General features: G+C 61.0%; 15 protein-coding genes. 6 read left to right on the forward strand and 9 right to left on the reverse strand.

Going from position 1 to position 21,666, the window contains the following annotated elements; translation table 11 throughout:
• Positions 1 to 43 precede the first annotated feature (43 nt).
• Both gabD and KHO30_RS07420 read right to left on the reverse strand, forming a co-directional pair.
• Positions 44 to 1,504, reverse strand: a complete 1,461-nt coding sequence (gene gabD, locus KHO30_RS07415) for an NADP-dependent succinate-semialdehyde dehydrogenase (protein WP_093634730.1) — start codon at positions 1,502 to 1,504, stop codon at positions 44 to 46.
• An 875-nt stretch (positions 1,505 to 2,379) separates the two neighbouring features.
• Positions 2,380 to 3,663 carry a 4-aminobutyrate--2-oxoglutarate transaminase gene (locus KHO30_RS07420; protein ID WP_093634728.1) on the reverse strand — a complete coding sequence of 428 codons (1,284 nt, stop codon included), beginning with the start codon at positions 3,661 to 3,663 and terminating at the stop codon, positions 2,380 to 2,382.
• 138 nt (positions 3,664 to 3,801) lie between these two features.
• On the opposite strand from KHO30_RS07420, the gene pdxR reads away from it, so the two are divergent.
• Positions 3,802 to 5,319, forward strand: a complete 1,518-nt coding sequence (gene pdxR, locus KHO30_RS07425; protein WP_211700454.1) for a MocR-like pyridoxine biosynthesis transcription factor PdxR — start codon at positions 3,802 to 3,804, stop codon at positions 5,317 to 5,319.
• 31 nt (positions 5,320 to 5,350) lie between these two features.
• On the opposite strand, the gene KHO30_RS07430 is transcribed toward pdxR, so the two are convergent.
• The 6 genes from KHO30_RS07430 to phnC form a co-directional block, all read right to left on the reverse strand.
• Entirely contained in the window at positions 5,351 to 5,923 is a 573-nt protein-coding gene (locus KHO30_RS07430) for a PIN domain-containing protein (protein ID WP_093634726.1), read from the reverse strand.
• 3 nt (positions 5,924 to 5,926) lie between these two features.
• Positions 5,927 to 6,385: a helix-turn-helix domain-containing protein gene (locus tag KHO30_RS07435; protein WP_200622201.1), complete on the reverse strand. Its 459-nt coding sequence runs from the start codon at positions 6,383 to 6,385 to the stop codon at positions 5,927 to 5,929.
• A gap of 88 nt (positions 6,386 to 6,473) precedes the next feature.
• Complete coding sequence (locus tag KHO30_RS07440) at positions 6,474 to 7,310, reverse strand: DMT family transporter (RefSeq protein WP_211700455.1); 837 nt, start codon at positions 7,308 to 7,310, stop codon at positions 6,474 to 6,476.
• Between the two features lie 277 nt (positions 7,311 to 7,587).
• Positions 7,588 to 8,427, reverse strand: a complete 840-nt coding sequence (gene phnE, locus KHO30_RS07445; RefSeq protein ID WP_200572676.1) for a phosphonate ABC transporter, permease protein PhnE — start codon at positions 8,425 to 8,427, stop codon at positions 7,588 to 7,590.
• Positions 8,424 to 9,401 (reverse strand): phosphonate ABC transporter substrate-binding protein, encoded by a 978-nt coding sequence (gene phnD, locus KHO30_RS07450; RefSeq protein WP_093634723.1) that lies wholly within the window; start codon positions 9,399 to 9,401, stop codon positions 8,424 to 8,426. Before phnD ends, phnE begins: the two co-directional genes overlap by 4 nt.
• Before the next feature lie 42 nt (positions 9,402 to 9,443).
• Positions 9,444 to 10,340 carry a phosphonate ABC transporter ATP-binding protein gene (gene phnC, locus KHO30_RS07455; protein ID WP_211700456.1) on the reverse strand — a complete coding sequence of 299 codons (897 nt, stop codon included), beginning with the start codon at positions 10,338 to 10,340 and terminating at the stop codon, positions 9,444 to 9,446.
• Between the two features lie 292 nt (positions 10,341 to 10,632).
• Between phnC and KHO30_RS07460 the strand changes: the two genes are divergently transcribed.
• From KHO30_RS07460 to KHO30_RS07475, 4 genes are all read left to right on the forward strand, one after another.
• A complete protein-coding gene (locus KHO30_RS07460; RefSeq protein ID WP_054043398.1) occupies positions 10,633 to 11,667 on the forward strand; it encodes a M14 family zinc carboxypeptidase in 1,035 nt (344 codons plus the stop codon).
• Complete coding sequence (locus tag KHO30_RS07465; protein ID WP_211700457.1) at positions 11,664 to 12,440, forward strand: alpha/beta fold hydrolase; 777 nt, start codon at positions 11,664 to 11,666, stop codon at positions 12,438 to 12,440. The genes KHO30_RS07460 and KHO30_RS07465 overlap by 4 nt, the downstream gene beginning before the upstream one ends.
• A 145-nt stretch (positions 12,441 to 12,585) precedes the next feature.
• On the forward strand, positions 12,586 to 17,427 hold the full coding sequence (locus tag KHO30_RS07470; RefSeq protein WP_211700458.1) for an NAD-glutamate dehydrogenase: 4,842 nt from the start codon (positions 12,586 to 12,588) through the stop codon (positions 17,425 to 17,427).
• 156 nt (positions 17,428 to 17,583) lie between these two features.
• Positions 17,584 to 18,489 carry a cation diffusion facilitator family transporter gene (locus KHO30_RS07475; protein ID WP_054043383.1) on the forward strand — a complete coding sequence of 302 codons (906 nt, stop codon included), beginning with the start codon at positions 17,584 to 17,586 and terminating at the stop codon, positions 18,487 to 18,489.
• Between the two features lie 115 nt (positions 18,490 to 18,604).
• Here KHO30_RS07475 and KHO30_RS07480 read toward each other — a convergent pair whose 3' ends face one another.
• Positions 18,605 to 19,585 carry an aldo/keto reductase gene (locus KHO30_RS07480; RefSeq protein WP_211700459.1) on the reverse strand — a complete coding sequence of 327 codons (981 nt, stop codon included), beginning with the start codon at positions 19,583 to 19,585 and terminating at the stop codon, positions 18,605 to 18,607.
• A gap of 238 nt (positions 19,586 to 19,823) precedes the next feature.
• Between KHO30_RS07480 and KHO30_RS07485 the strand changes: the two genes are divergently transcribed.
• Positions 19,824 to 20,897 (forward strand): purine-nucleoside phosphorylase, encoded by a 1,074-nt coding sequence (locus tag KHO30_RS07485; protein ID WP_211700460.1) that lies wholly within the window; start codon positions 19,824 to 19,826, stop codon positions 20,895 to 20,897.
• Positions 20,898 to 21,666 lie beyond the last annotated feature (769 nt).

Below are 21,666 nucleotides of genomic sequence, written 5' to 3' on the forward strand. Positions count from 1 at the left end.
TTTAAAAGGCCACGTCAGATAATCCGACGTGGCCTTCGTTGCTTTAGATACCGCCGACACACATGTACTTGATGACGACGTAGTCGTCGATACCATAGTGCGAGCCTTCGCGGCCGAGACCGGATTGCTTTACGCCACCGAACGGCGCGACTTCGTTCGAAATCAGACCGGTGTTGATACCCACCATGCCATATTCGAGCGCCTCTGCAACACGCCAGACACGGCCGATATCGCGGCTGTAGAAGTACGACGCGAGGCCGAATTCCGTATCGTTGGCGAGGCGGATCACTTCTTCATCCGATGAGAAGCGGAACAGCGGCGCGAGCGGGCCGAAGGTTTCGTCGCGAGCGACCTTCATGGCCGGCGTGACATCCGCGAGCACGGTCGGCTCGAAGAAACCATGACCGAGCGCATGGCGCTTGCCGCCGGTGACGATGCGTGCGCCTTTGGCGAGGGCGTCTTCGATATGCGATTCGACCTTGAGCACGGCGGCTTCGTTGATCAGCGGACCTTGCGTGACGCCGTCTTCGGTGCCGCGGCCGACCTTGAGTTGTTCGACGGCAACGCGCAGTTTTTCGGCGAATGCGTCGTAGACTTTATCGTGCACGTAGAAGCGATTCGTGCAGACGCAGGTCTGTCCGCTATTGCGATATTTCGACGCGATGGCGCCGGCTACGGCCGCATCCAGATCCGCGTCTTCGAAGACGATGAACGGTGCATTGCCACCGAGTTCGAGCGACACTTTCTTGACCGTCGGCGCGCACTGCGCCATCAGCAGACGGCCGACCGGCGTCGAACCGGTGAACGACAATTTGCGCACGATCGGATTGCCGGTCATTTCCGCGCCGATGGCTTTCGGCTCGCCGGTGACGACGTTGAACACTCCGCGCGGCACACCGGCGCGTTCGGCCAGCACGGCTAGGGCGAGGGCGGAGAGCGGCGTGGCTTCGGCCGGTTTGACGATGATCGGGCAGCCGGCGGCGAGCGCGGGGCCGACTTTGCGCGTGATCATCGCTGCCGGGAAATTCCACGGCGTGATGGCTGCACAGACACCGATCGGCTCTTTCGTTACGACGATGCGTTTATCGTTTGCCGGTGTGGGGATGGTGTCGCCGTTGACGCGTTTGCCTTCTTCCGCGAACCATTCCAGGAACGAGGCGGCGTAGAGGATTTCGCCTTTGGCTTCGGCGAGAGGTTTGCCTTGTTCGGTGGTGAGGATCGTTGCCAGATCGTCGGCGTTTTCGAGCATGAGGTCATGCCATTTACGCAGGATCGTGGCGCGTTGTTTGGCGGTGGTGGCTCGCCATGCTGGCCAGGCGGCGTTGGCCGTGTCGATTGCACGGCGGGTTTCGGTTGTGCCCATGCGGGGCACTGTGGCGATTGTTTCGCCTGTGGCGGGGTTTTTTACTTCGAACGTCGTGGCGTCGTCGGCGGATTGCCATTCGCCTGAGATGTAGGCTTTTGTTTTTAGGAGAGAGGGGTCTTTTAGGACTAGCGTCGGCATTTTGGGTTTGTTCCTGGGTTTTAGATGTGGGGTTTTTGCCTGCGCGGCGCTTATTGTCCGTGTTCCTGGGGCTTTGGCCTTTCCTTGTTCTGGCTTTCGTGCCTTTCCTTGTTTTGTTAGTGGTCTATTAGCGTTCCCCCTGTGCGGGGGGGCACCTACTTTTCTTTGCCGCCGCAAAGAAAAGTAGGCAAAAGAAAGCGGCTAGAAGCCTCTGCTAAGTGGGCACCGTGGTTTGCCTGGGGTAGTGGTGCGACTGGAATCTGTGTTCGTGCCGCTGCATAGGCTTGTGACAAGGGCGTCATACTTGCGGCGGCGCTGCGCGCGCCGAAGAGCCGTTCATAAAACCACTCGCTACGTTTTCGCGCTCACGCCACGTTCGCTGCGGTGGCCCGGCGTGTATCACCGCTACTGCTTCGGTGTCTCGCCGAGGCGAAGCCGATGGCCCCCACAAACCTCAACCGAAGCTGGCGGTTTCCCATGCAGACCCGTCCGCGACGCACGCAGTGCGGAGTGGGAGCTGATGACTCCTTTGTCACTAACGCGGAATGTGCGAGAACACGGATTCCAGATGTACCACTACCCCTGGCAAACTACGGTTCCCACTTAGCATTAGCGGTTTGAGCCGCTTTCTTTTGCCTACTTTTCTTTGCGGCGGCAAAGAAAAGTAGGTGCCGCCCCGCACAGGGGCAACGCTAATAGACCACTAACAATTCAAGGAAAGGCACGAAAGCCAGAACAAGGAATGGCACCAAAGCCAGAACAAGGAAAGGCAACGCCCTAAGAACACTAACAACAAGCGTCACAAAGGCAAAAAAAGCAAAGCCCACGCGGCACGCGTCCACACACCCCGCGCGCCGCGCAGGCAAAAAAAACCATCAAACAGCTACAGCAACACTCTCCTTAAGCACCGCTTCAAGAATCCCCATAGCCTCATCAAAAACGGAGTCTTGAATAGTAAGCGGGAACAGGAACCGAACAACGTTCGAATAAACACCACAAACCAGCAGCAACAACCCGCGCTCCAGCGCTCGAGCCTGCACCCGCTTGGTGAACTCCGCATCCGGCTCCGTGCCACCTGCCTTGCAGAACTCAACAGCAACCATCCCGCCCGGCCCACGCACATCGGCGATCTGCGGAACTTCGCTCTGCAGCGCGATCAGCTTCGCCTTAACTCGATCACCCAGAACCGTAGCCCGCTCGCAGAGCTTCTCTTCATCGATGATATCGAGCACAGCATGCGCGGAAGCAACCGCCAGCGGGTTACCCGCATACGTGCCACCCAGACCGCCAGGCGCCGCCGCATCCATCAAATCAGCACGCCCAACCACGCCCGACAACGGCATGCCGCCCGCCAGGCTCTTGGCCATCGTCATCAGATCAGGCACCACGTCATAGTGATGCATCGCAAACAACTTGCCGGTACGGGCAAAACCCGTTTGCACTTCGTCGGCAATCAGCAAGATGCCATGCTCGTTGCACAGCTTGCGCAGCGCGCGCACGAACTCGGCCGGCGCCGGGTAGAAACCGCCTTCGCCCTGAACCGGTTCAAAAATAATCGCCGCGACGCGTTTCGGATCGATGTCGGCCTTGAACAGAAATTCGATCGCCTTCAGCGAATCGGCCGTCGTCACACCATGCAGCGGATTCGGGAACGGAGCGTGGAACACATCAGCCGGGAACGGACCAAAGCCGATCTTGTACGGCGCAACCTTGCCGGTCAGCGCCATGCCCATCATCGTGCGGCCATGGAACCCGCCGGTGAACGCGATCACGCCCGGACGGCCGGTCGCGGCACGCGCAATCTTGATCGCGTTTTCGACGGCTTCGGCGCCCGTCGTGAAGAAAGCAGTTTTCTTCGGATAGTCGCCCGGGGCGCGTGCGTTGATCTTCTCAGCCAGTTCGACGTACGACGCGTACGGCACGATCTGATACGCGGTGTGCGTGAAATGATCGAGCTGGTCGCGGATCGCGGCCAGAATCTTCGGGTGACGGTGGCCGGTGTTGCACACCGCAATGCCCGCGGCGAAATCGATGAAACGGCGGCCTTCGACGTCCCACAGCTCAGCGTTCTCCGCGCGCTCGGCATAGAAATCGCACATCACGCCGACGCCACGGGGCGTAGCGGCGTCTTTGCGGCTCTTCAGGTCAGCATTCTTCATGGTTATCTCCTTCGCTCCTCGGTTTTTGCGGGGGGGCCGCCAACGGACGCCGCACGCTCAGCGCAGCACATGCAGCGACTATAATGAGATTTGGCTCTTAACTTCAGAGCCATTTCAATAAAAATGTAGGAGCCAATCATGCGCGCGAGCGTTTTGTCCGACTGGCTGGCGCAGCGCCTTGACCGTGGCAACGGCCAGCCGATCTATCGTCAGCTGCATCGGCTGTTGCAGCAAGCGATTCTGTCGCGTGAATTGCCGGCGGGCAGTAGGGTGCCGTCGTCGCGTCTATTAGCGCAGGAATTGGGCATCGGCCGCAATACCGTCACGCAGGTGTACGAGCAGTTGGTGCTCGAAGGCTATGTGAATTCGGCAACCGGCCGCGGCACGTTCGTCGCCGAAAGCGCGCCGGACGAGATCGTCGGCGTGCCCGATGCCGAGGCGTTGGCCGCGCCGCTCGAGTCGTTGCCTTTGCCGCTGCCTTTGCAGGGCAGCCGCGCGTTGTCGACGCGTGGCACGAGGCTCATTTCGGGGGCAGGTGTCTCGAAGCGGCAATGGGGCGCGTTCATGCCCGGCGTGCCGGATGTCACGAAGTTTCCCGCGCGCGTGTGGAGCCGCCTGCACAACAAGTATTGGCGCCGGCCGCGCCCGGACCTGCTGACCTACGCGCCGGGCGGCGGGCTGGCTTCTTTGCGGCACGCGTTGGCGGACTACTTGCGGACGTCGCGCTCGGTGCGTTGTACGCCCGAGCAGATCATTGTCACGACCGGGATCCACCAGTCGGTCGACCTGGCGGTGCGCCTGCTATCCGATCCGGGCGACGTGATCTGGACCGAAGACCCTTGCTATTGGGGCGTGCGCAGCGTGCTGCACGTGTCCGGCCTGCAATCGCGACCGATCGCCGTCGACGAAGAAGGCATCAATCCCTCCGCCGACGATCTCGCGCAGCCGCCGAAGCTGATGCTCGTCACGCCGTCGCATCAATATCCGCTGGGCATGGTGATGAGCCTCGCGCGGCGCCGCATGCTGCTCGAGTACGCGCGGCAGAATCAGTGCTGGATCATTGAAGACGACTACGACAGCGAATACCGCTACGGCAGCCGGCCGCTCGCATCGTTGCAAGGTCTGGATAGATCCGGGCAGGTGATTTACGTGGGCAGCTTCGGCAAGACGCTCTTTCCGGGCTTGCGCATCGGCTACCTGGTCGTCCCCGAAGCGCTGGCCGAGAGCTTTGCGACCGCGAGCGCGGAGTTGTATCGGGAAGGGCAGTTGTTGCAGCAGGCGATGCTCGCGGAGTTCATCGCGGAAGGGCATTTCACGTCGCATATCCGCAAGATGCGCACGCTGTACGGGCAGCGTCGCCAGACGCTGCTGGACGCCGCTGCGCACCGTTATGGCGATGCGCTGCCGGCCGTGGGCGGAGATGCCGGTTTACACCTGGTGATGCAATTTCCAGAGGGCAGTAACGACCGCGCGGTGGCTATGGCGGCACTGGAGCGCAATATCGTCGTACGGCCGTTGTCGGGGTATTACGCGCAGCCGTCGCTGGCACCTTCGGGTTTGTTGATTGGCTACGCATGTGTGCCGGACGAGGAGATCGCGCCGGCGTTCAATACGCTGGCTGAGGCGATTGACACGACGCTTGTGCAGTTTGCGTGAGCGTGGACTTGAGGGCGGGCGGGGGCGCTTTTCAGATAGCGATGCTGTAGGGGCGGACCATTGAAACGGTTTGAGTGAGGCCTAGGCCGGCAAGCGTGTCGAGGTATTCTTCGACGGACTTGGGCGGATTTTTCAACGACTTTCTGTGTTCAGCCATCGCTTCGAGAACCTTGGCTTGGTTCAGGTCGAAGAGATCAGCAATGAAGTCATCAGGATGCTGAGCGGCCACGTTGAATGTGCTCAAGGCCTCGACTGGAAAATCCTTCAGGTTGAACGTGACGATGAGTTCCGCGCCGCAATGCACGGCGGCGGCGACCACATGTGCATCACCAGGATCCGGCAAATCGATGGCCGGCATCAGATGCTCATAGTTGTCGACCAAGGCATCCCGCACATGCGCGTCCATCAGGTCGCGGACGCGATGGATCTTGACGGGGTCGAGGTCAGGACGGTTTGCAATCAGATTGCGGGTCCACTCGTCATGAATGGCCGGCGTCCAGCGCGCACGATAGAGGTCGGTTAGCGCGAGACGCATCAACAGATTTCGTAATGGTTGGGAGTACAGAACGCAAGCGTCGTAGATCGCGGTGAAATGTGACGACATCGATTATTCCAAACCCATTTCCTGTGACAACGCTGCGAGTTCGTCCAGGGCCTTGCGCCGCTCCGAATCGATTCGATCCTTATACGCCATCACGTCTTCATAACGCACTCGCCGATGCGTATTGACCTTCCGGAAAGGGATTTCTTTCTTCTCCAGCAACTGGACGAAGTATGGCCGCGACACGTTAAGCAGATCGGCCGCTTCCTGCGTAGTCAACTCGGCGTGAATAGGGATGATCGACACGGCGTTGCCCTGGCCGATTTCCGCGAGGACGTCGACGATCAGACGCACAACCGATGTCGGCAACTCCACGCTGCGCGTTTCGCCCTTGCTGTCCTTGAAGTCGAACTGTTGCGTTTCGGCGCGGCTTGAAAGCACGACAGACAGATTCCGGCCGGAGACACGGGCGAGCTCAGCCTCTTGCGCTGACGGTAGCGGCGTAGGGTGGATCGAGGTGTTCATGGCGCGGTTCCTTTCGAATTCGGTATTGTAAATCGAAATATTCGAAATCGCAATAAACGAAACGGGCGTGAGCAGGTGCGGCAGTCCCTCAAATCCGAATCAACACAGCCCCCAGCGTAACCAGTGCGCAGGCCAGGATCCGCCGCGTGGTGAGCTTCTCCCTCATAAACAGCCAGCCGATCAGCACCGCGAAGATCGAACTGAGTTCACGCAGCGCCGAGACCATCGCAATCGGCAGATAGCGGTAGGCTTCGATGATCAGGCAATAGGCGGTCAGTGCGAGCACACCGGACGCGATGCCCTTAAGCACCACGATGCGGCCGATGAACAACCCCTTCGCACCACCGCGCCAATGCCAGGCAAGCAGAAACTGCGGGACATTCCAGATCAGATAGACCCACATGATGTAACTCAGACCGTTGCCCGCCACGCGTGCACCGATTCCGTCGACGACCGAATACGTGGCGATAAAGAAGCCCGTCAGCAGCGCGAATGGCACGCTTTCGCCGGAAAAACGCATGCCGCGGCGGAACGCGAGTGAGACGATGCCGAGCGACACCAGCGCTACGCCGATGGCCGCCAACGGCTTGAGCGATTCATGCGCGAAGACCAGCGCGCCGACGAATACGAGCATCGGCGAAAGACCGCGCGCGATCGGATAGATTTGCCCGAAATCGCCGCTCTTATAAGCGCGGATCAGTGCCAGCAGGTAGCCAAATTCGAGTACGACCGACGCGAAGATATAAGGCCACGCCTCAGGTGCAGGCAAAGGAAGCACGATCACGCCGACCGCGCTGACTGCGACATACGGAATCGCCATCATGCCAAGCAGCCATACGCGGTCTTCTGATAGGTGCAGAAACGCGTTCCAGGTAGCGTGAAGCAGCGCGGAGAGCAGCACCAGCAAGACGACAAAGGTGTCCATCAGAAACCAGGGAGAGGAGAAAGAAGGCCAGCGCGCCGGCTGCAAGCACGTGATTATTCCAGCAGAACGCCGGAATGGAGAGGTGGACGACTAAAGTAAAGGGGTTTTGTGTGGCAAAGGCGGGTGATTTATGGCGCCAGGAGCCCGCCGCTTAACTCTGGCGCAACGCTTGTACTATGGCGCCCTTACACATCGGCACACCGTATCGAAGCGACCTGAACGAGGGTTGGCGAAGCGCGTTTCGCCAACCACTTGGCATTCAGGAATCGTGAAGCGGTCACGTTACACGTTCACGCAGCCACGCGGACGCCAGATCGATCACTGTCACGACCACGATCACCATGATCATTACCGCGGCCGTCTGCGCATAATTGAACGAGCGGATCGCCTCGTACAGCACCACGCCGATCCCGCCCGCGCCGACCATGCCGACCACCATCGCCGAGCGCACGTTCGATTCGAAGCGATATAGCGCGTACGAGATCCACAACGGCAGCACTTGCGGCAGCACGCCGTAAATGATTTCGTCGAGACTGGTCGCGCCGGTAGCGCGCACGCCTTCGGCCGGACGCGGATCGATTGCCTCGACCGCTTCGGCGAAGAGCTTGGCGAGCACGCCGGTGGTATGCACCCACAACGCCAGCACACCGGCGAACGGACCGAGTCCCACCGCGACGATGAACAGCATCGCGAAGACCATTTCATTGATCGCGCGGCACGCGTCCATCATGCGACGCATCGGCTGCACGACCCACATCGGCGCCATGTTGTGCGCGGACATCAGCCCGCACGGCACGGCGCACACCAGCGAAAGGGCCGTGCCCCACACCGCCACCGACAGCGTTACATACATCTCGTGCAGATAGCTGCGCCATTCGGTGAAGTCCGGCGGGAAGAAGTCCTTGGCGAACTGGCCCATGTTGCCGGAGTCGGAGAGCAGGTCGAGCGGCCGCATATCGGCACCGTGCCAGGCGCCACCCAACACGGCGAGCACGGCGATCCAACCGATAAGCGACAGCCAACTGCGCTTGCCCGCAGCGGGAGTAGCGCGCGCCGCCTGCGCGGCGAGCGCTTCGCTCGCACGCGTGGGCGACGTGATCAGATCAACAGTGTTCATTGCTTGGCTACGGCGGTGTTGAGTGCGCTCAGCTTGGCGTCGAGTGCGGCCAGTTGGGTCTTGCGGTCGTCGTCGGAAAGATGCGTGTCGCTCTCGATCTTCTGCTTCTGCTGGAACAGCGCGACCTGGCGAATCGGCAGCAACTGCTCATCCGACGATGCCGCGAAGCCGGCGTAGCCCGTGATGGCAGCCATCACCTGTTTTTCATGCGGATCGGTCTTGCCGTAGTTCACGAAGAAGTTGCGGATCTTGTCCTTGGTGGCTTGCGGCAGATCCTTGCGCCATACGAGCGGATCCGACGGAATCAGCGGCGACGTCCACAACACGCGCACTTGCGCAAACTTGTCCGGATGCTGCTTCTTCAGCGTGTCGAGCATCTCGGTGTTGTTGGTCGCGATGTCGATCTTGTTGTTCACGACAGCCAGCAGATTTGCTTCGTGGCTCGACGGCAGCACGGCCTTGAACGAGGTGTTGACCGGCGTCTTGTGCTGGGCGAACAGGTAATAGCCGGGGATCAGCGTGCCCGAGGTGGAGTTCGGATCGCCGAAACCGAGTGTGACGTCCTTCGTGTTCTTGAACACGTCGTCGAGCGTCTTGAAGCGGCTGTTCACGTTGGTGATCAGCACCGACTTGTAACCGGCGTCGCCATTCAGATACAGGACCTTCGCGAACACTTCGCCTTGCGAGCGATCCACCGCTTCGATCGCCGACGCATTGCCGAAATATCCGACCTGTACCTTGTTAAAGCGCATGCCTTCGATGATGCCGGCGTAGTCGGTCGCGAAGAACGCTTTGACGTTCAGGCCGGTTTGCTTGTTCATGTCGTCGATCAGCGGCTCCCAGCGCTGTTTCAGCACGGAGGAGGAGTCGGTCGAGATGATGCCGAGATTGATGTCCTCGGCTTGTGCGGTGGCGACGCAGGCAAATGCGGCCGCGCCGACGGTCAGCGTAATCAATGAACGCAGGAATTTCATCGCTTTGAGGTCCGGTTGAGTGAACAGAATGAGTGGGCGCGCTCAGTTCGAGTGCGCCGGATTGAGGGCGAACGCATAACGCGTCGAGGTGGATTCGGTGTCTTGCGCCGGTGCGTTGCTGTCCGCCTGATTGGCCGCGCCATCTGCGGTAGCCTCCTCGAGCAGTTCACGCGCATCGTCGCCGTAGAGTTTTTTGAGCAGGGCAGGGCTCAGCGCGGCGGAGGGGCCGTCGTAGACCACCTTGCCGCGACGCAGTGCAACGGTGCGCGGGCAGTACTGCATCGCGATGTCGACCTGATGCAGCGACACCAGCACGGTCAGTTGATGGTCGACGTTGAGGGTGCGCAGCATTTCCATCACGCGGCGTGACGATTCGGGATCGAGTGAGGCGATTGGTTCGTCGGCGAGCACGATGCGCGCGCGTTGCACCAGCGCACGCGCCAATGCCGCGCGTTGCTGCTGGCCGCCGGAGAGGTTGGCGGCGCGCTCGCGTGCATGGTCGCCGATGCCGACTTCATTGAGCGCGGCCATCGACAACGCCCGCTCCGCAGCCGGAAAGCGCCCGCTCAAACGGCGCCACAAAGGCAGCCGCGCGAGCGCGCCGATCAGCACGTTGCTCTCCACGGAAAGCCGGTTCACCAGATTGAATTGCTGGAATACGAAGCCGATATCGCGGCGAATGCTGCGCACTTCGCGCACAATGCGGCCGTTCTGCTGGATCGGCCGGCCGAGAATCGCGATCTGCGACGGTTGCGCATCCGAGGCCGTGAAGCCCGCGATATGCCGCAGCAGTGTCGACTTGCCCGAGCCCGAGGCGCCAATCAACGCCACCATTTCGCCCGGCTCGACACGCAGATCGATTTCGTCCAGCGCCTTGCGACCGTTGCCGAACGTCTTGCTCAACCGTTCGATACGAATTGCTTCCCGAATTGCTTCCATGAGTACCCCTTCATGCATCCGGCCATTGCCGGCATGTGTGGGGCTCATTCTAGGAAGCGTCTGTGACGGTTGAGTGAAGGCATCGCAACGTCTAGACGACTATATCTATATGTGTCTTTTTTGAGTCGCCAGGAAGACAGGCAGAAGTCATTCATTCGAATGGAAAATGACACCCGCATGACATGATTTGCATTGGGCGGGGCGGGCTGCGCATGATCACCTGCAGCCAGGCTATATTGCGTCATTCGGTGAGCCGTCCCCAATAACCTTGCAGTTCCTTTTCGACGTCGTCATGCAGCCTTTGAGCTTTCTGCCCGACAGTTTTGCGGAGTACGAAGATCTCAAGACGATCCTCGACCAGGGCAGCGCCAGCTTCGAGATCCGCACGGTCTGCGAGACAACGGTGCGGGGCCGGCACTTCGCTGTGCACACCGCGAGCATCGGTTCAACCGATCCGCTCGCGCCGGCAATCGGGTTTTTTGGCGGCATTCACGGACTCGAACGGATCGGCTCGCAACTTGTGCTCGACTACATGCGCGCGCTGCTCGCCCGGCTCGAATGGGACGAACTGCTGGTGCGGCAGTTGCAATCGATTCGTCTGATCTTTATGCCGATCGTCAATCCGGGCGGCATGTGGGCCGCCACGCGGGCCAATCCCAATGGGGTCGATCTGATGCGCAATGCGCCGCAGAACGCCGACGAACGCGTGCCGCTGCTGGCCGGCGGTCAACGCGTGGGCGCGTGGCTGCCGTGGTATCGCGGCCGGCAAGGCGAGCCGATGGAGCCCGAGGCCGCGGCGCTCCTGCGGGTGGTCGAAACCGACATGGCCGCGCGGCCTCTCAGCATTGCGCTCGACTGCCACTCGGGGTACGGCTGGCGCGACAGCATCTGGTTTCCCTACGCGCGCACGCGCAAGCTGATGCCGCATCTGCCGGAAATGTACGTGCTGAAAACCATGTTCGAGCGCGCGCATCCGCATCATGGCTACGCGTTCGAGCCGCAGAGCCACCAGTATCTGTTGCATGGCGATCTGTGGGACTTCGCGTACGACCGTACGCCGCCGCCCAACGTCTTCCTGCCGATGACGCTCGAACTCGGTTCGTGGCTGTGGATCAAGAAGAACCCACGTCAACTGTTTTCGCGCCAGGGCATGTTCAATCCGGTCAAGGCGCACCGCACCGCACGCGTGCTGCGGCGTCACGCGAATCTGCTTGATTTTCTCGCGCGCGCAGCGTTCTCTTCGCAACGCTGGCTGCCGCAAGGCAATCGTCGCGAGGAACTGCTGCAAAGCGCGATCGATCACTGGACCACGCCGGAAGCGCCATGAGCACTTGGATTCTGTTGCGTGGACTGACGCGCGAAACACGCCACTGGGGTTGTTTGCCTGGCTTGCTGCGCGAGGCGACCGGCACGGATCGCCTGTTGCTGCTCGATCTGCCCGGCAATGGCGAGTTCGTGCACTTGCGCGCGCCGGCCACCGTCGAAGATATGGTGGGCTTCGTGCGGATTGCTGCATTGCAAACGGGTGCTGCAGGTCCCTATCGCGTGCTGGCGATGTCGCTCGGCGGCATGGTGGCGACCGACTGGGCACAACGGCATCCCGGCGAGATCGAGCGGCTCGTGTTGATCAATACCAGCATGAGGCCGTTCAGCCGCATGCACGAGCGCTTGCGTCCATCAGCATGGCCTGGCCTGCTGGGCGTCGCAGCACACTGGCGCGATGCAACGCGCGCGGAAAGCGGTATTCATCGGCTGACGTGCAACAACGTCGAAACGCTGGGCGCCGATCTCGATGCATGGAGCGAAATTCGCCGCAGCGCGCCGGTGAGCCGCGGCAATGCGTTGCGGCAGCTTTGGGCCGCCGCGCGCTTTAGTGCGACTGCGGCGAAACCGCATTGCCCGTTGCTGATTCTCTCTTCACGCGCCGATAAGCTGGTCAATCCGGTGTGTTCGGCCAATCTCGCGGCAGCGTGGGGCGCAGCGCACCGCGAGCATCAATGGGCCGGTCACGACCTGCCGCACGATGATCCGGCCTGGACCAGCGAACAGGTTCAGGCATGGCTGAGGCAGGAGGCTGGCGAATTGAAGGCCGCGCTTTAAACGGAGGCGGCACGTTCTCCGGCAGCGGGTATAACCTAAGTGAGCTCGCGCATCGATTTCCAGGTGGCAGGCGCATAATCCTCGTTCAGACGATGCATGCGAATCAAGCGATACTCGCTATTGCCGCCCGCCGGGGGAGTTGATCATGCAAGCAAAGAATGAAGAAGCCGTCACGCACCTGCTGAACGATGTCTTTGAATTTGCGCGTGGACGATTGCCGGAGCCAACCTTCAAAGTCGTCGAGCCTTTCCTGCGGCACTACTACGATTTCGTCGACGCCGACGATCTTCAAAGCCGCTCCATCGCTGATCTTTACGGCGCAGCGCTTGCCCATTGGCAAACCGCGCAGCGCTTCGTGCCAGGCTGCGAACGGCTGCGTGTCTACAACCCGATACTCGAACAGCATGGCTGGCATTCCGATCACACCGTGATCGAGATCGTCAACGACGATATGCCGTTCCTGGTCGATTCGGTATCGATGGCGGTCAACCGCCTCGGGCTCGCACTGCATTCAGTCGTGCATCCGGTGTTTCGCATCTGGCGCGGACCGGACGGCAGCATTGTGCGCGTGGGTCAGGGCGCTGAAGATGCCGCCGATACGCGCTCGCAGCTTGCTTCGTTCATTCACTTCGAGGTCGACCGTTGCGGCGACGCAGCGAAACTCGACGCATTGCGTGACGAGATCGCAAGAGTGCTGCGCGACGTGCGCGCCGCAGTGGAGGATTGGCCGAAGATCGTCGAACTCGCGCGCGTCACCGTCAAAGGCATGAAGGCCGGCGAGGCAGGGCCGGAAGGTATGGAAGCCCGCGCGTTCCTCGAATGGATGGTGGCCGATCATTTCACGTTTCTTGGCCAGCGCGACTATGAATTGGTGCAGCACGATATCGGCTTTGGCCTGCGTGCGGTACCCGGCTCGGGCCTCGGCATTCTGCGCGACGAGTTGCGTCCCGCGGGCGCAGCGGAAATCACGCCATTGCCACCGGCGGCGGCCGATATCATCTCCGGCTCGTCGCCCATTTTCCTGACCAAGGCCAACTCGCGCGCGACGGTGCATCGGCCGGGCTATCTGGATTACGTCGGCATCAAGCTGACCGGTGCGGACGGCAAGGTGACCGGCGAGCGGCGCTTTATCGGCCTGTATACGTCCACCGCGTACCTGGTGTCGGCGGCGGAGATTCCGATCGTACGGCGCAAATGCGCGAACATCGTACGGCGGGCCGGTTTCCTGCCCAAGGGCCACCTGGCCAAATCACTGGTGACGGTGCTCGAAACCTATCCACGTGACGAACTGTTTCAGGCCGACGAAGACCGGCTCTACGATATCGCGCTGGGCGTGCTGCGTTTGCAGGAGCATCAGCGCACGCGGATGTTCGTGCGGCGCGACCGCTTTGATCGCTTCGTGTCGTGTCTCGTGTTCGTGCCGCGTGACAAGTACAACACCGATCTGCGGCAGCGCATCGCCAATCTGCTGACCGATGCGTTCAACGGGGAAAGTGTCGAATTCACGCCCTTGTTGTCGGAGTCGACACTCGCGCGCATTCACTTCGTCGTGCATGCGAAGCCCGGAGGCATGCCCCATGTCGATACGCGTGAGCTCGAAGCGCGCCTCGTTCACGTCACGCGCCGCTGGCAGGACGATCTCGCCGACGCGTTGCTCGATGCATTCGGCGAAGAGCAGGGCAACCGTCTCCTGCAACACTATGCAGATTCGTTTCCTCCCGGCTATCGCGACGATTATCCGGCCCGTACCGCCGTGCGCGATATCGAGTTGATCGAGCGCGTGCAGGGCAGCGAGCGGCTCGCCATGAACCTGTACCGCCCGATCGAATCAGGGCCGCGCGCGTTCCGTTTCAAGGTTTATCGTGCGGGCTTGCCTATTGCCTTGTCGCGCAGCTTGCCGATGCTCGAACATCTCGGCGTGCGTGTCGATGAAGAGCGGCCTTATCTGATCGAAGCACTCGACGCCACGCCTGCCTGGATTCACGATTTCGGCCTTGAACTCGCGGACGATGCGGAGTTCGATATCGAACGGGTGAAGGATCTTTTCGAAGATGCGTTCGAACAGGTGTGGACCGGCGGAATCGAAAGCGATGATTTCAACCGCCTGGTGTTGCGCGCGCAACTGAGTGCGCGCGAGGTGACGATTCTGCGTGCCTACGCCAAGTACCTGCGGCAAGTGGGTTCGACGTTCAGCGACGCTTATATCGAACGCGCGGTGACCGGCAATCCGGCGATTGCCCGCATGCTGGTCGAGTTGTTCATTGCACGTTTCGATCCGGTGCTTGGCGACACACGTGAGGCCCGTGTCGATAGCTTGCTGAAGACGATCGACAGCGCGCTCGATCAGGTGCCGAATCTCGACGAGGACCGGATACTCCGGCAATTCCTCGGCGTCATCAAGGCCACGCAGCGCACGAACTACTATCGCTTCGATGCTGACGGCCATCCGAAACCGTATCTGTCGTTCAAATTCAATCCCGCCCAGGTGCCCGGTTTGCCCGAACCGAAACCGATGTTCGAAATCTGGGTGTACTCGCCGCGTGTGGAAGGCGTGCATTTGCGCGGTGGACGGGTTGCGCGCGGCGGCCTGCGCTGGTCGGATCGGCGTGAGGACTTCCGCACGGAAGTGCTCGGCTTGATGAAGGCGCAGATGGTCAAGAACGTGGTGATCGTGCCGGTTGGCTCCAAAGGCGGTTTCGTCGTGAAGAATCCGCCGCCGCAGACTGAACGCGACGCGTGGATGCGTGAGGGCATCGCCTGCTATCAGACGTTCTTGCGCGGCTTGCTCGACTTGACCGACAACCTCACGGGTACGACGGTGGTGCCGCCGCCCGATGTGGTGCGGCATGACCCCGACGATCCCTATCTGGTCGTCGCCGCCGACAAGGGCACCGCCACCTTCTCCGACTACGCGAACGCGATCTCCCAGGAATACGGCTTCTGGCTCGACGATGCCTTTGCATCGGGCGGCTCGGTCGGTTATGACCACAAGAAAATGGCGATCACGGCGCGCGGCGCATGGGAGTCGGTCAAACGGCACTTCCGCGAAATGGGCGTCGATACGCAAGCAACCGACTTCACGGTCGTGGGCGTCGGCGATATGTCGGGCGATGTATTCGGCAACGGCATGCTGCTCTCGCCGCATATCAAACTGGTCGCCGCATTCGATCATCGGCATATCTTTCTCGATCCGAATCCCGATCCGGCGGCAAGCCTTGCCGAGCGCGGGCGACTTTTCGGGCTTGACCGGTCGAGTTGGGCCGACTACGACCCGTCGCTGATCTCGGCGGGCGGCGGCGTGTTTCCGCGCACCGCCAAGACGATTCCGTTGTCTCCAGCCGTTCAGTCGGTGCTTGGCATCAGCGCGCCGGCGCTCGCGCCCGCTGAATTGATGCGTGCGATTCTGCAGGCGCCGGTCGATCTGCTTTACAACGGCGGTATCGGCACCTATGTGAAGGCGAGTCGCGAAACGCATCTGCAGGTGGGCGACCGCGCCAACGACGCGATCCGTGTCAACGGCGCCGATCTGCACTGCAAGGTGGTCGCGGAAGGCGGCAATCTCGGTCTTACGCAACTCGGACGTATCGAGTTCGCGCAACGCGGCGGTCGTATCAATACCGATGCGATCGACAACTCCGCCGGGGTCGACTGTTCGGACCACGAGGTCAACATCAAGATCCTGCTGGGGCTGGTTGTCTCCGACGGCGAAATGACCGAGAAACAGCGCAATGCACTGCTCGCGGAAATGACCGATGAAGTCGGCTTGCTCGTCTTGCAGGACAACTATTACCAGACCCAGGCGCTCTCGATTGCGGGCCGCTACGGCGTCGAGTTGCTCGATGCCGAAGCGCGCCTGATGCGTTATCTCGAACGCGCGGGCCGTCTGAACCGCGTGATCGAGTTCTTGCCGACCGATGAAGAAGTCGCCGAGCGCCAGGCCGCGAAACAAGGGCTCACCACGCCCGAACGCGCGGTGCTGCTTGCCTATAGCAAGATGTGGCTCTACGACGCGCTGCTCGAATCGTCGATGCCGGAAGACCCGCTCGTCAGCGACATGCTGATCGAGTACTTTCCGAAGCCGTTGCGGCAGCGCTTTAGCGAGCCGATGCAACGTCACCCGTTGCGGCGCGAAATCCTTGCGACGCATCTGACCAATGCGTTGGTGAATCGCGTGGGCTGCGAGTTCGTGCATCGGCTGATGGAAGAGACCGATGCGCAGCCTGGCGACATCGTGCGCGCCTGCATCATGGCGCGCGACGTGTTCGATCTCGACGACGTGTGGCGCAGTATCGATGCGCTGGATAACCGTGTCGCCGACGATGTGCAGGCACGCATGTTCGTCGAAGTGGCGCGGCTCGTCGAACGCTCGGCGCTGTGGTTCCTGCGGCAATTGCAATCAGGGGCGGTTAGCGCCGGCGATGTTGCCGGCCTGCTTGCGCGCTGCCGCGACGCGGCGCAACGCCTTGCGCCGCAATGGCCCGCGCTGCTGCCGAGTGCCGATCTCGACGCGCTGTCCGAGCGGCAACGCGTGCTCGTGGACGCGGGCGTCGATAGCGAACTGGCAGTGCGGATCGCCAGCGGAGAGATATCGGCCGCTTTGCTCGACATCGCCGAGGTGGCGTCGACTTGCGGGCGCAGTCTCGAACTCGTGGCGGGCGTCTACTTCGCGCTCGGCACGCTGCTGAACTACAGCTGGATCAGCGAGCGCGCGGCCGCGCTGCCGGCTCCCACGCACTGGGACATGCTGGCGCGCGCCACGGCTCTGGCGGAACTCGCACGCCTGAAACGCGCGCTGACCACGAGCGCACTGGCCGGCGCCGACGAGGCATCCACGCCGGACGCATTGGTTCAGGCATGGCGCGAGAAGCGCACCGCGCAACTCGAGCGTTATGCGCGTCTGCTTGCCGATCTGCGGGCCACGGGCGGCGCAAGCCTGTCGATGCTTCTGGTGATCGTGCGGGAGATGGCCGCGCTCGAAAGGGCATAGCACGACGGGGCGCGAGAGCAAGCAGATGTGCTGCATACGTCACAGAACCCGGCGCGGAACAGCGCCGGGGTTGGACGCATGCTACCTGGCATGTCCATAATACGAACTATTGCCAACCGAAAGCGCTCTGCAAACTCACGGACCCTCTCCACGACGATGAAAGAAGAATCGCCGAAAGCCATTTTCTATGCGCTTGCCGCCAACCTCGGCATCGCTATCTGCAAGTTCGCTGCTGCCGCGTTCACCGGCTCCGGCTCGATGTTCGCCGAAGCCATTCATTCGACCGCCGACTGCGGTAACCAGTTGCTGCTGCTATTCGGCTTGCGCGAAGCGCGCAAGCCGGCAAGCCCCTTGCATCCTATGGGCGGTGGCCGCGAGATCAATTTCTATTCGCTGCTGGTGGCATTGCTGCTGTTTTTTGTCGGCGGCGCGTTTTCGGTTTACGAAGGCGTGCATCGTCTATTCGCGCGCGAGCCTTTGCAGTATGCCTATGTGGCGCTCGTCGTACTGGGCGTTTCGGTGGTGCTCGAAACGCTTTCCTTGTGGGGCGCGGTGAAGGAGATCCGCAAGTCGCATCCCGACAAACATCTGTGGCGCTGGTTTCGCGAAACGCGCGAGTCCGAACTGCTGGTGGTGGCCGGCGAGGACATTGCCGCGCTGGCGGGTCTTGCGATCGCCTTTGTCGCCGTGTTGCTGACGATGGTGACCGGCAATCCCGTCTACGACGCACTGGGCTCCATCGGCGTCGGCGTGTTGCTGATGGTGATTGCGTGGCTGGTGGCGCGCGAAGTGAAGTCGATGATTGTCGGCGAATCGGCGAGCCCGGAAGTGCGCCGCGCGATCGAGACGCATCTGCGCGGCCGCTCCGAGATTCGCAGCATCATCAACATGATTACGCTGCAGTGGGGCCGTCACGTGGTGGTGGCGGTGCAGGCGGAAATGATCGACTACGCGAGCGGGCGCGCGATGGTCGACGCGATCAACGTGATCGAAGCGGACTTGCAGGAGGCATTTCCGCAAGTACGCTGGGTGTTTTTCGAACCGGACGTGCCGCGGGTTTGATGCGTTGCCTCACTGGCGAGGATATGTCCGGTTCGTCGGTGGCCAGCGGATCGCGCTAGTGTCTCCGCTTGGGACGGCCCTTACTTTCGCGTCCGCTGGCCAGTGCACTGGCTGCTTATTTGAAACCGGTCACCGCATGGGGCACGTACAGCTCTTCCAATTGGCGGATCTCGTCCGCGCTCAGATTCAACGTCAGTGCTGCGACCGCATCGTCGAGATGATGCAGCTTGGTCGCGCCGACGATAGGCGCGGTGATCGGCTTCTTCTGCAACACCCAGGCTAGTGCGACTTGCGCGCGCGGCACACCGCGTTCCTTCGCAATCTGGCTGACGCGCTCCACGATCCGGCGGTCCGCGTCTTCGGTATGTGCGTACAGAGTGCGGCCGAATTCGTCGGTCTCGGAGCGTGCGCTTTCAGTGTTCCAGTCGCGCGTCAGGCGTCCGCGTGCCAGGGGGCTCCATGGAATCACGCCGATGCCTTCGCTTTCGCACAGCGGCAGCATCTCCCGCTCTTCTTCTCGATAGAGCAGATTCACGTAGTTCTGCATCGTCACGAAGCGCGTCCAGCCATGGCGTTCAGCCACATGCAATGCCTTGGCGAACTGCCACGCATACATCGACGACGCACCGATATAGCGCGCCTTGCCGGCCTTCACCACGTCGTGCAGCGCCTCCATGGTTTCTTCGATCGGTGTGTCGTAGTCCCAGCGGTGGATCTGATACAGATCGACGTAGTCCGTACCGAGACGCCTCAGGCTGTTGTCGATTTCCGCCATGATCGCCTTGCGCGACAGACCCGCACCGTTCGGGCCCGGATGCATGCGGCTATTCACCTTGGTGGCCAGCACGATCTCGCCGCGTTTCGCAAAGTCCTTCAATGCGCGGCCGACGATTTCCTCGCTGGTGCCGTCCGAGTAAACGTTGGCGGTATCGAAGAAATTGATGCCGTGGTCGAGCGCCTGCTTGATAAAGGGGCGCGCCGCTTCATCGTCGAGCGACCAGGGGTGGGTGCCGCGAGCGGGCACGCCGTAACTCATGCAGCCGAGACAAAGACGCGATACATCGAGGCCGGTGCGGCCCAGTTTCACATAGTCCATCGAGGTGCTCCTGTGTTGAAGTGCACAAACGCGGTGCGTGCTGACGACCCCCCATTATAGGAACGGACGCGTTGACGTGCTGGAGGGCAGATCAAACGCGCGGGTCAGCGGAGTTCAGTCGCGGTGGGTGACTTGCTGCAATACGTAGTGGAAAATAATTTCTTCGCATCTATACTTCTTTCGGCTTGAAAGCGGCCTTTCTCCCAATCTGCATCACAAGCAAAAAGGAAGAATTACGATGCTGACTCGCACACTTGGCGCAATCTCTGCCATTGCACTCGCGGCCTGCGCCGCCTTTACATCCGGCCCTGCCAGCGCGGACGACAACGATGGTTTCTCGCAAGGCGACGGCGGCTCGCACGGGCGGCCGGTCAAGGTGATGATCATTTCGATGTTTGGACCGGAAGGGCAGGTATGGCTCGATCGGCTGGGTCCATGGCGCGAGATTACGGTCGATGGCTTATCGCCCGACTACCCGACGGTTCATTGCAATAAGCAGGACGTGTGCGTCATGACGACGGGCATGGGGCATAGCAACGCTGCCGCGTCGATTATGGCATTGACGTTTTCATCGCGTTTCGATTTGCGGCATACGTACTTTATGGTGGCGGGGATTGCCGGGATCGATCCGCAGCAAGGCACGGTTGGATCCGCCGCGTGGGCGAAGTACCTGGTCGACTTCGGGATTCAGTGGGAGATCGATGGACGGGAGATTCCGCCTGGCTGGAATACCGGATACCTGGGGATCAACACCACGAGTCCGACGGCTAAGCCACCGCTCGACTATCGGACGGAGGTGTTCCAGTTGAATACCCAGCTAGCCGATACGGCGTTTGCCTTGTCGCGTAGCGTTGTGCTGTCTGATAACGCTCAGGCGCAGGCTGCGCGGGCCAAGTATACGTATGCGCCGGCGAATCGGCCGCCTACGGTCATTCAATGCGACACGCTCGCGGGTGATACCTGGTGGTCGGGGACGCTGCTTGGGCAGCGGGCGCGGGATTGGACCAAGATTCTGACGGATGGCAATGGCGTGTATTGCACGACGCAGCAGGAGGATAACGCGACGTATGAGGCGCTTAAGCGCGCGGCCTCGGTGCATAAGGTTGACCTGAGCCGCGTTGCGGTGCTGCGGGCTGGGTCTGATTTTGATCGGCCATATGATGGGCAGACCAGTGCGGATAATCTGCTTAACTATGCTGCGCAAGGGGGCTTTACGATTGCTATTGAGAACCTGTATAGGTCGGGGAATCCGCTTGTGCAGGATATTGCTACTCATTGGGGGGAGTGGCGGCAAGGGGTGCCTAAGAGGTAGGTTTTTTTGCCTTTGGCGGCGCTTATTGTCCGTGTTCCTGGGGCTTTGGCCTTTCCTTGAATTGTTAGTGGTCTATTAGCGTTCCCCCTGTGCGGGGGGGCACCTACTTTTCTTTGCCGCCGCAAAGAAAAGTAGGCAAAAGAAAGCGGCTAGAAGCCCCTGCTAAGCGGGTCCCGCAGCTCGCTCACGGTAGTGGTGCGACTGGAATCTGTGTTCGTGCCGCTGCATGCGCCAGTGACAAGGGCGTCATACTTCCGGCGGCGCTGCGCGCGCCGAAGAGCCGCTCATAAAACCAATCGCTGCGTTTCGGCATTCATGGACCTCAATCGAAGCCCGTGGTTTCCCATGCAAACCCGTCCGCGACGCACGAAGTGCGGAGTGGGAGCTGATGAATCCTTTGTCACTAACGCCGAATGTGCGAGAGCACGGATTCCAGTCGCACCACTACCCCAGGCAAACCACGGTTCCCGCTTAGCATTAGCGGTTTGAGCCGCTTTCTTTTGCCTACTTTTCTTTGCGGCGGCAAAGAAAAGTAGGTGCCCCCCCGCACAGGGGGAACGCTAATAAACCACTAACAAATCAAGGAAAGGCCAAAGTCCTAAGAACACTGACAAACAAGCGCCGCGAAGGCAAAAACAAAAACCAAAGCCTTACCGCTGCGGCGCCCGAAATGGCACCCACGCCCCCACATCCACATCCCAATCATCAAGTTCAGACGGTGTCATAACATGCTCCTTTATAAAGAGTGCAAACAACCCACCGCGATGAA

Source organism: Paraburkholderia aspalathi (assembly GCF_905220735.1).
GTDB lineage: Bacteria > Pseudomonadota > Gammaproteobacteria > Burkholderiales > Burkholderiaceae > Paraburkholderia > Paraburkholderia aspalathi.

Bases quoted from the DNA above. Each gene is read 5' to 3' on its own strand.
- KHO30_RS07465 (WP_211700457.1), top strand. From the start codon at position 11,664: ATGAGCACTTGGATTCTGTTGCGTGGACTGACGCGCGAAACACGCCAC.
- phnD (WP_093634723.1), bottom strand. From the start codon at position 9,401: ATGAAATTCCTGCGTTCATTGATTACGCTGACCGTCGGCGCGGCCGCA.
- phnE (WP_200572676.1), bottom strand. From the start codon at position 8,427: ATGAACACTGTTGATCTGATCACGTCGCCCACGCGTGCGAGCGAAGCG.
- KHO30_RS07460 (WP_054043398.1), top strand. From the start codon at position 10,633: ATGCAGCCTTTGAGCTTTCTGCCCGACAGTTTTGCGGAGTACGAAGAT.
- KHO30_RS07475 (WP_054043383.1), top strand. From the start codon at position 17,584: ATGAAAGAAGAATCGCCGAAAGCCATTTTCTATGCGCTTGCCGCCAAC.
- phnC (WP_211700456.1), bottom strand. From the start codon at position 10,340: ATGGAAGCAATTCGGGAAGCAATTCGTATCGAACGGTTGAGCAAGACG.
- KHO30_RS07430 (WP_093634726.1), bottom strand. From the start codon at position 5,923: ATGTCGTCACATTTCACCGCGATCTACGACGCTTGCGTTCTGTACTCC.
- KHO30_RS07485 (WP_211700460.1), top strand. From the start codon at position 19,824: ATGCTGACTCGCACACTTGGCGCAATCTCTGCCATTGCACTCGCGGCC.
- KHO30_RS07470 (WP_211700458.1), top strand. From the start codon at position 12,586: ATGCAAGCAAAGAATGAAGAAGCCGTCACGCACCTGCTGAACGATGTC.
- KHO30_RS07480 (WP_211700459.1), bottom strand. From the start codon at position 19,585: ATGGACTATGTGAAACTGGGCCGCACCGGCCTCGATGTATCGCGTCTT.
- gabD (WP_093634730.1), bottom strand. From the start codon at position 1,504: ATGCCGACGCTAGTCCTAAAAGACCCCTCTCTCCTAAAAACAAAAGCC.
- KHO30_RS07440 (WP_211700455.1), bottom strand. From the start codon at position 7,310: ATGGACACCTTTGTCGTCTTGCTGGTGCTGCTCTCCGCGCTGCTTCAC.
- KHO30_RS07435 (WP_200622201.1), bottom strand. From the start codon at position 6,385: ATGAACACCTCGATCCACCCTACGCCGCTACCGTCAGCGCAAGAGGCT.
- KHO30_RS07420 (WP_093634728.1), bottom strand. From the start codon at position 3,663: ATGAAGAATGCTGACCTGAAGAGCCGCAAAGACGCCGCTACGCCCCGT.
- pdxR (WP_211700454.1), top strand. From the start codon at position 3,802: ATGCGCGCGAGCGTTTTGTCCGACTGGCTGGCGCAGCGCCTTGACCGT.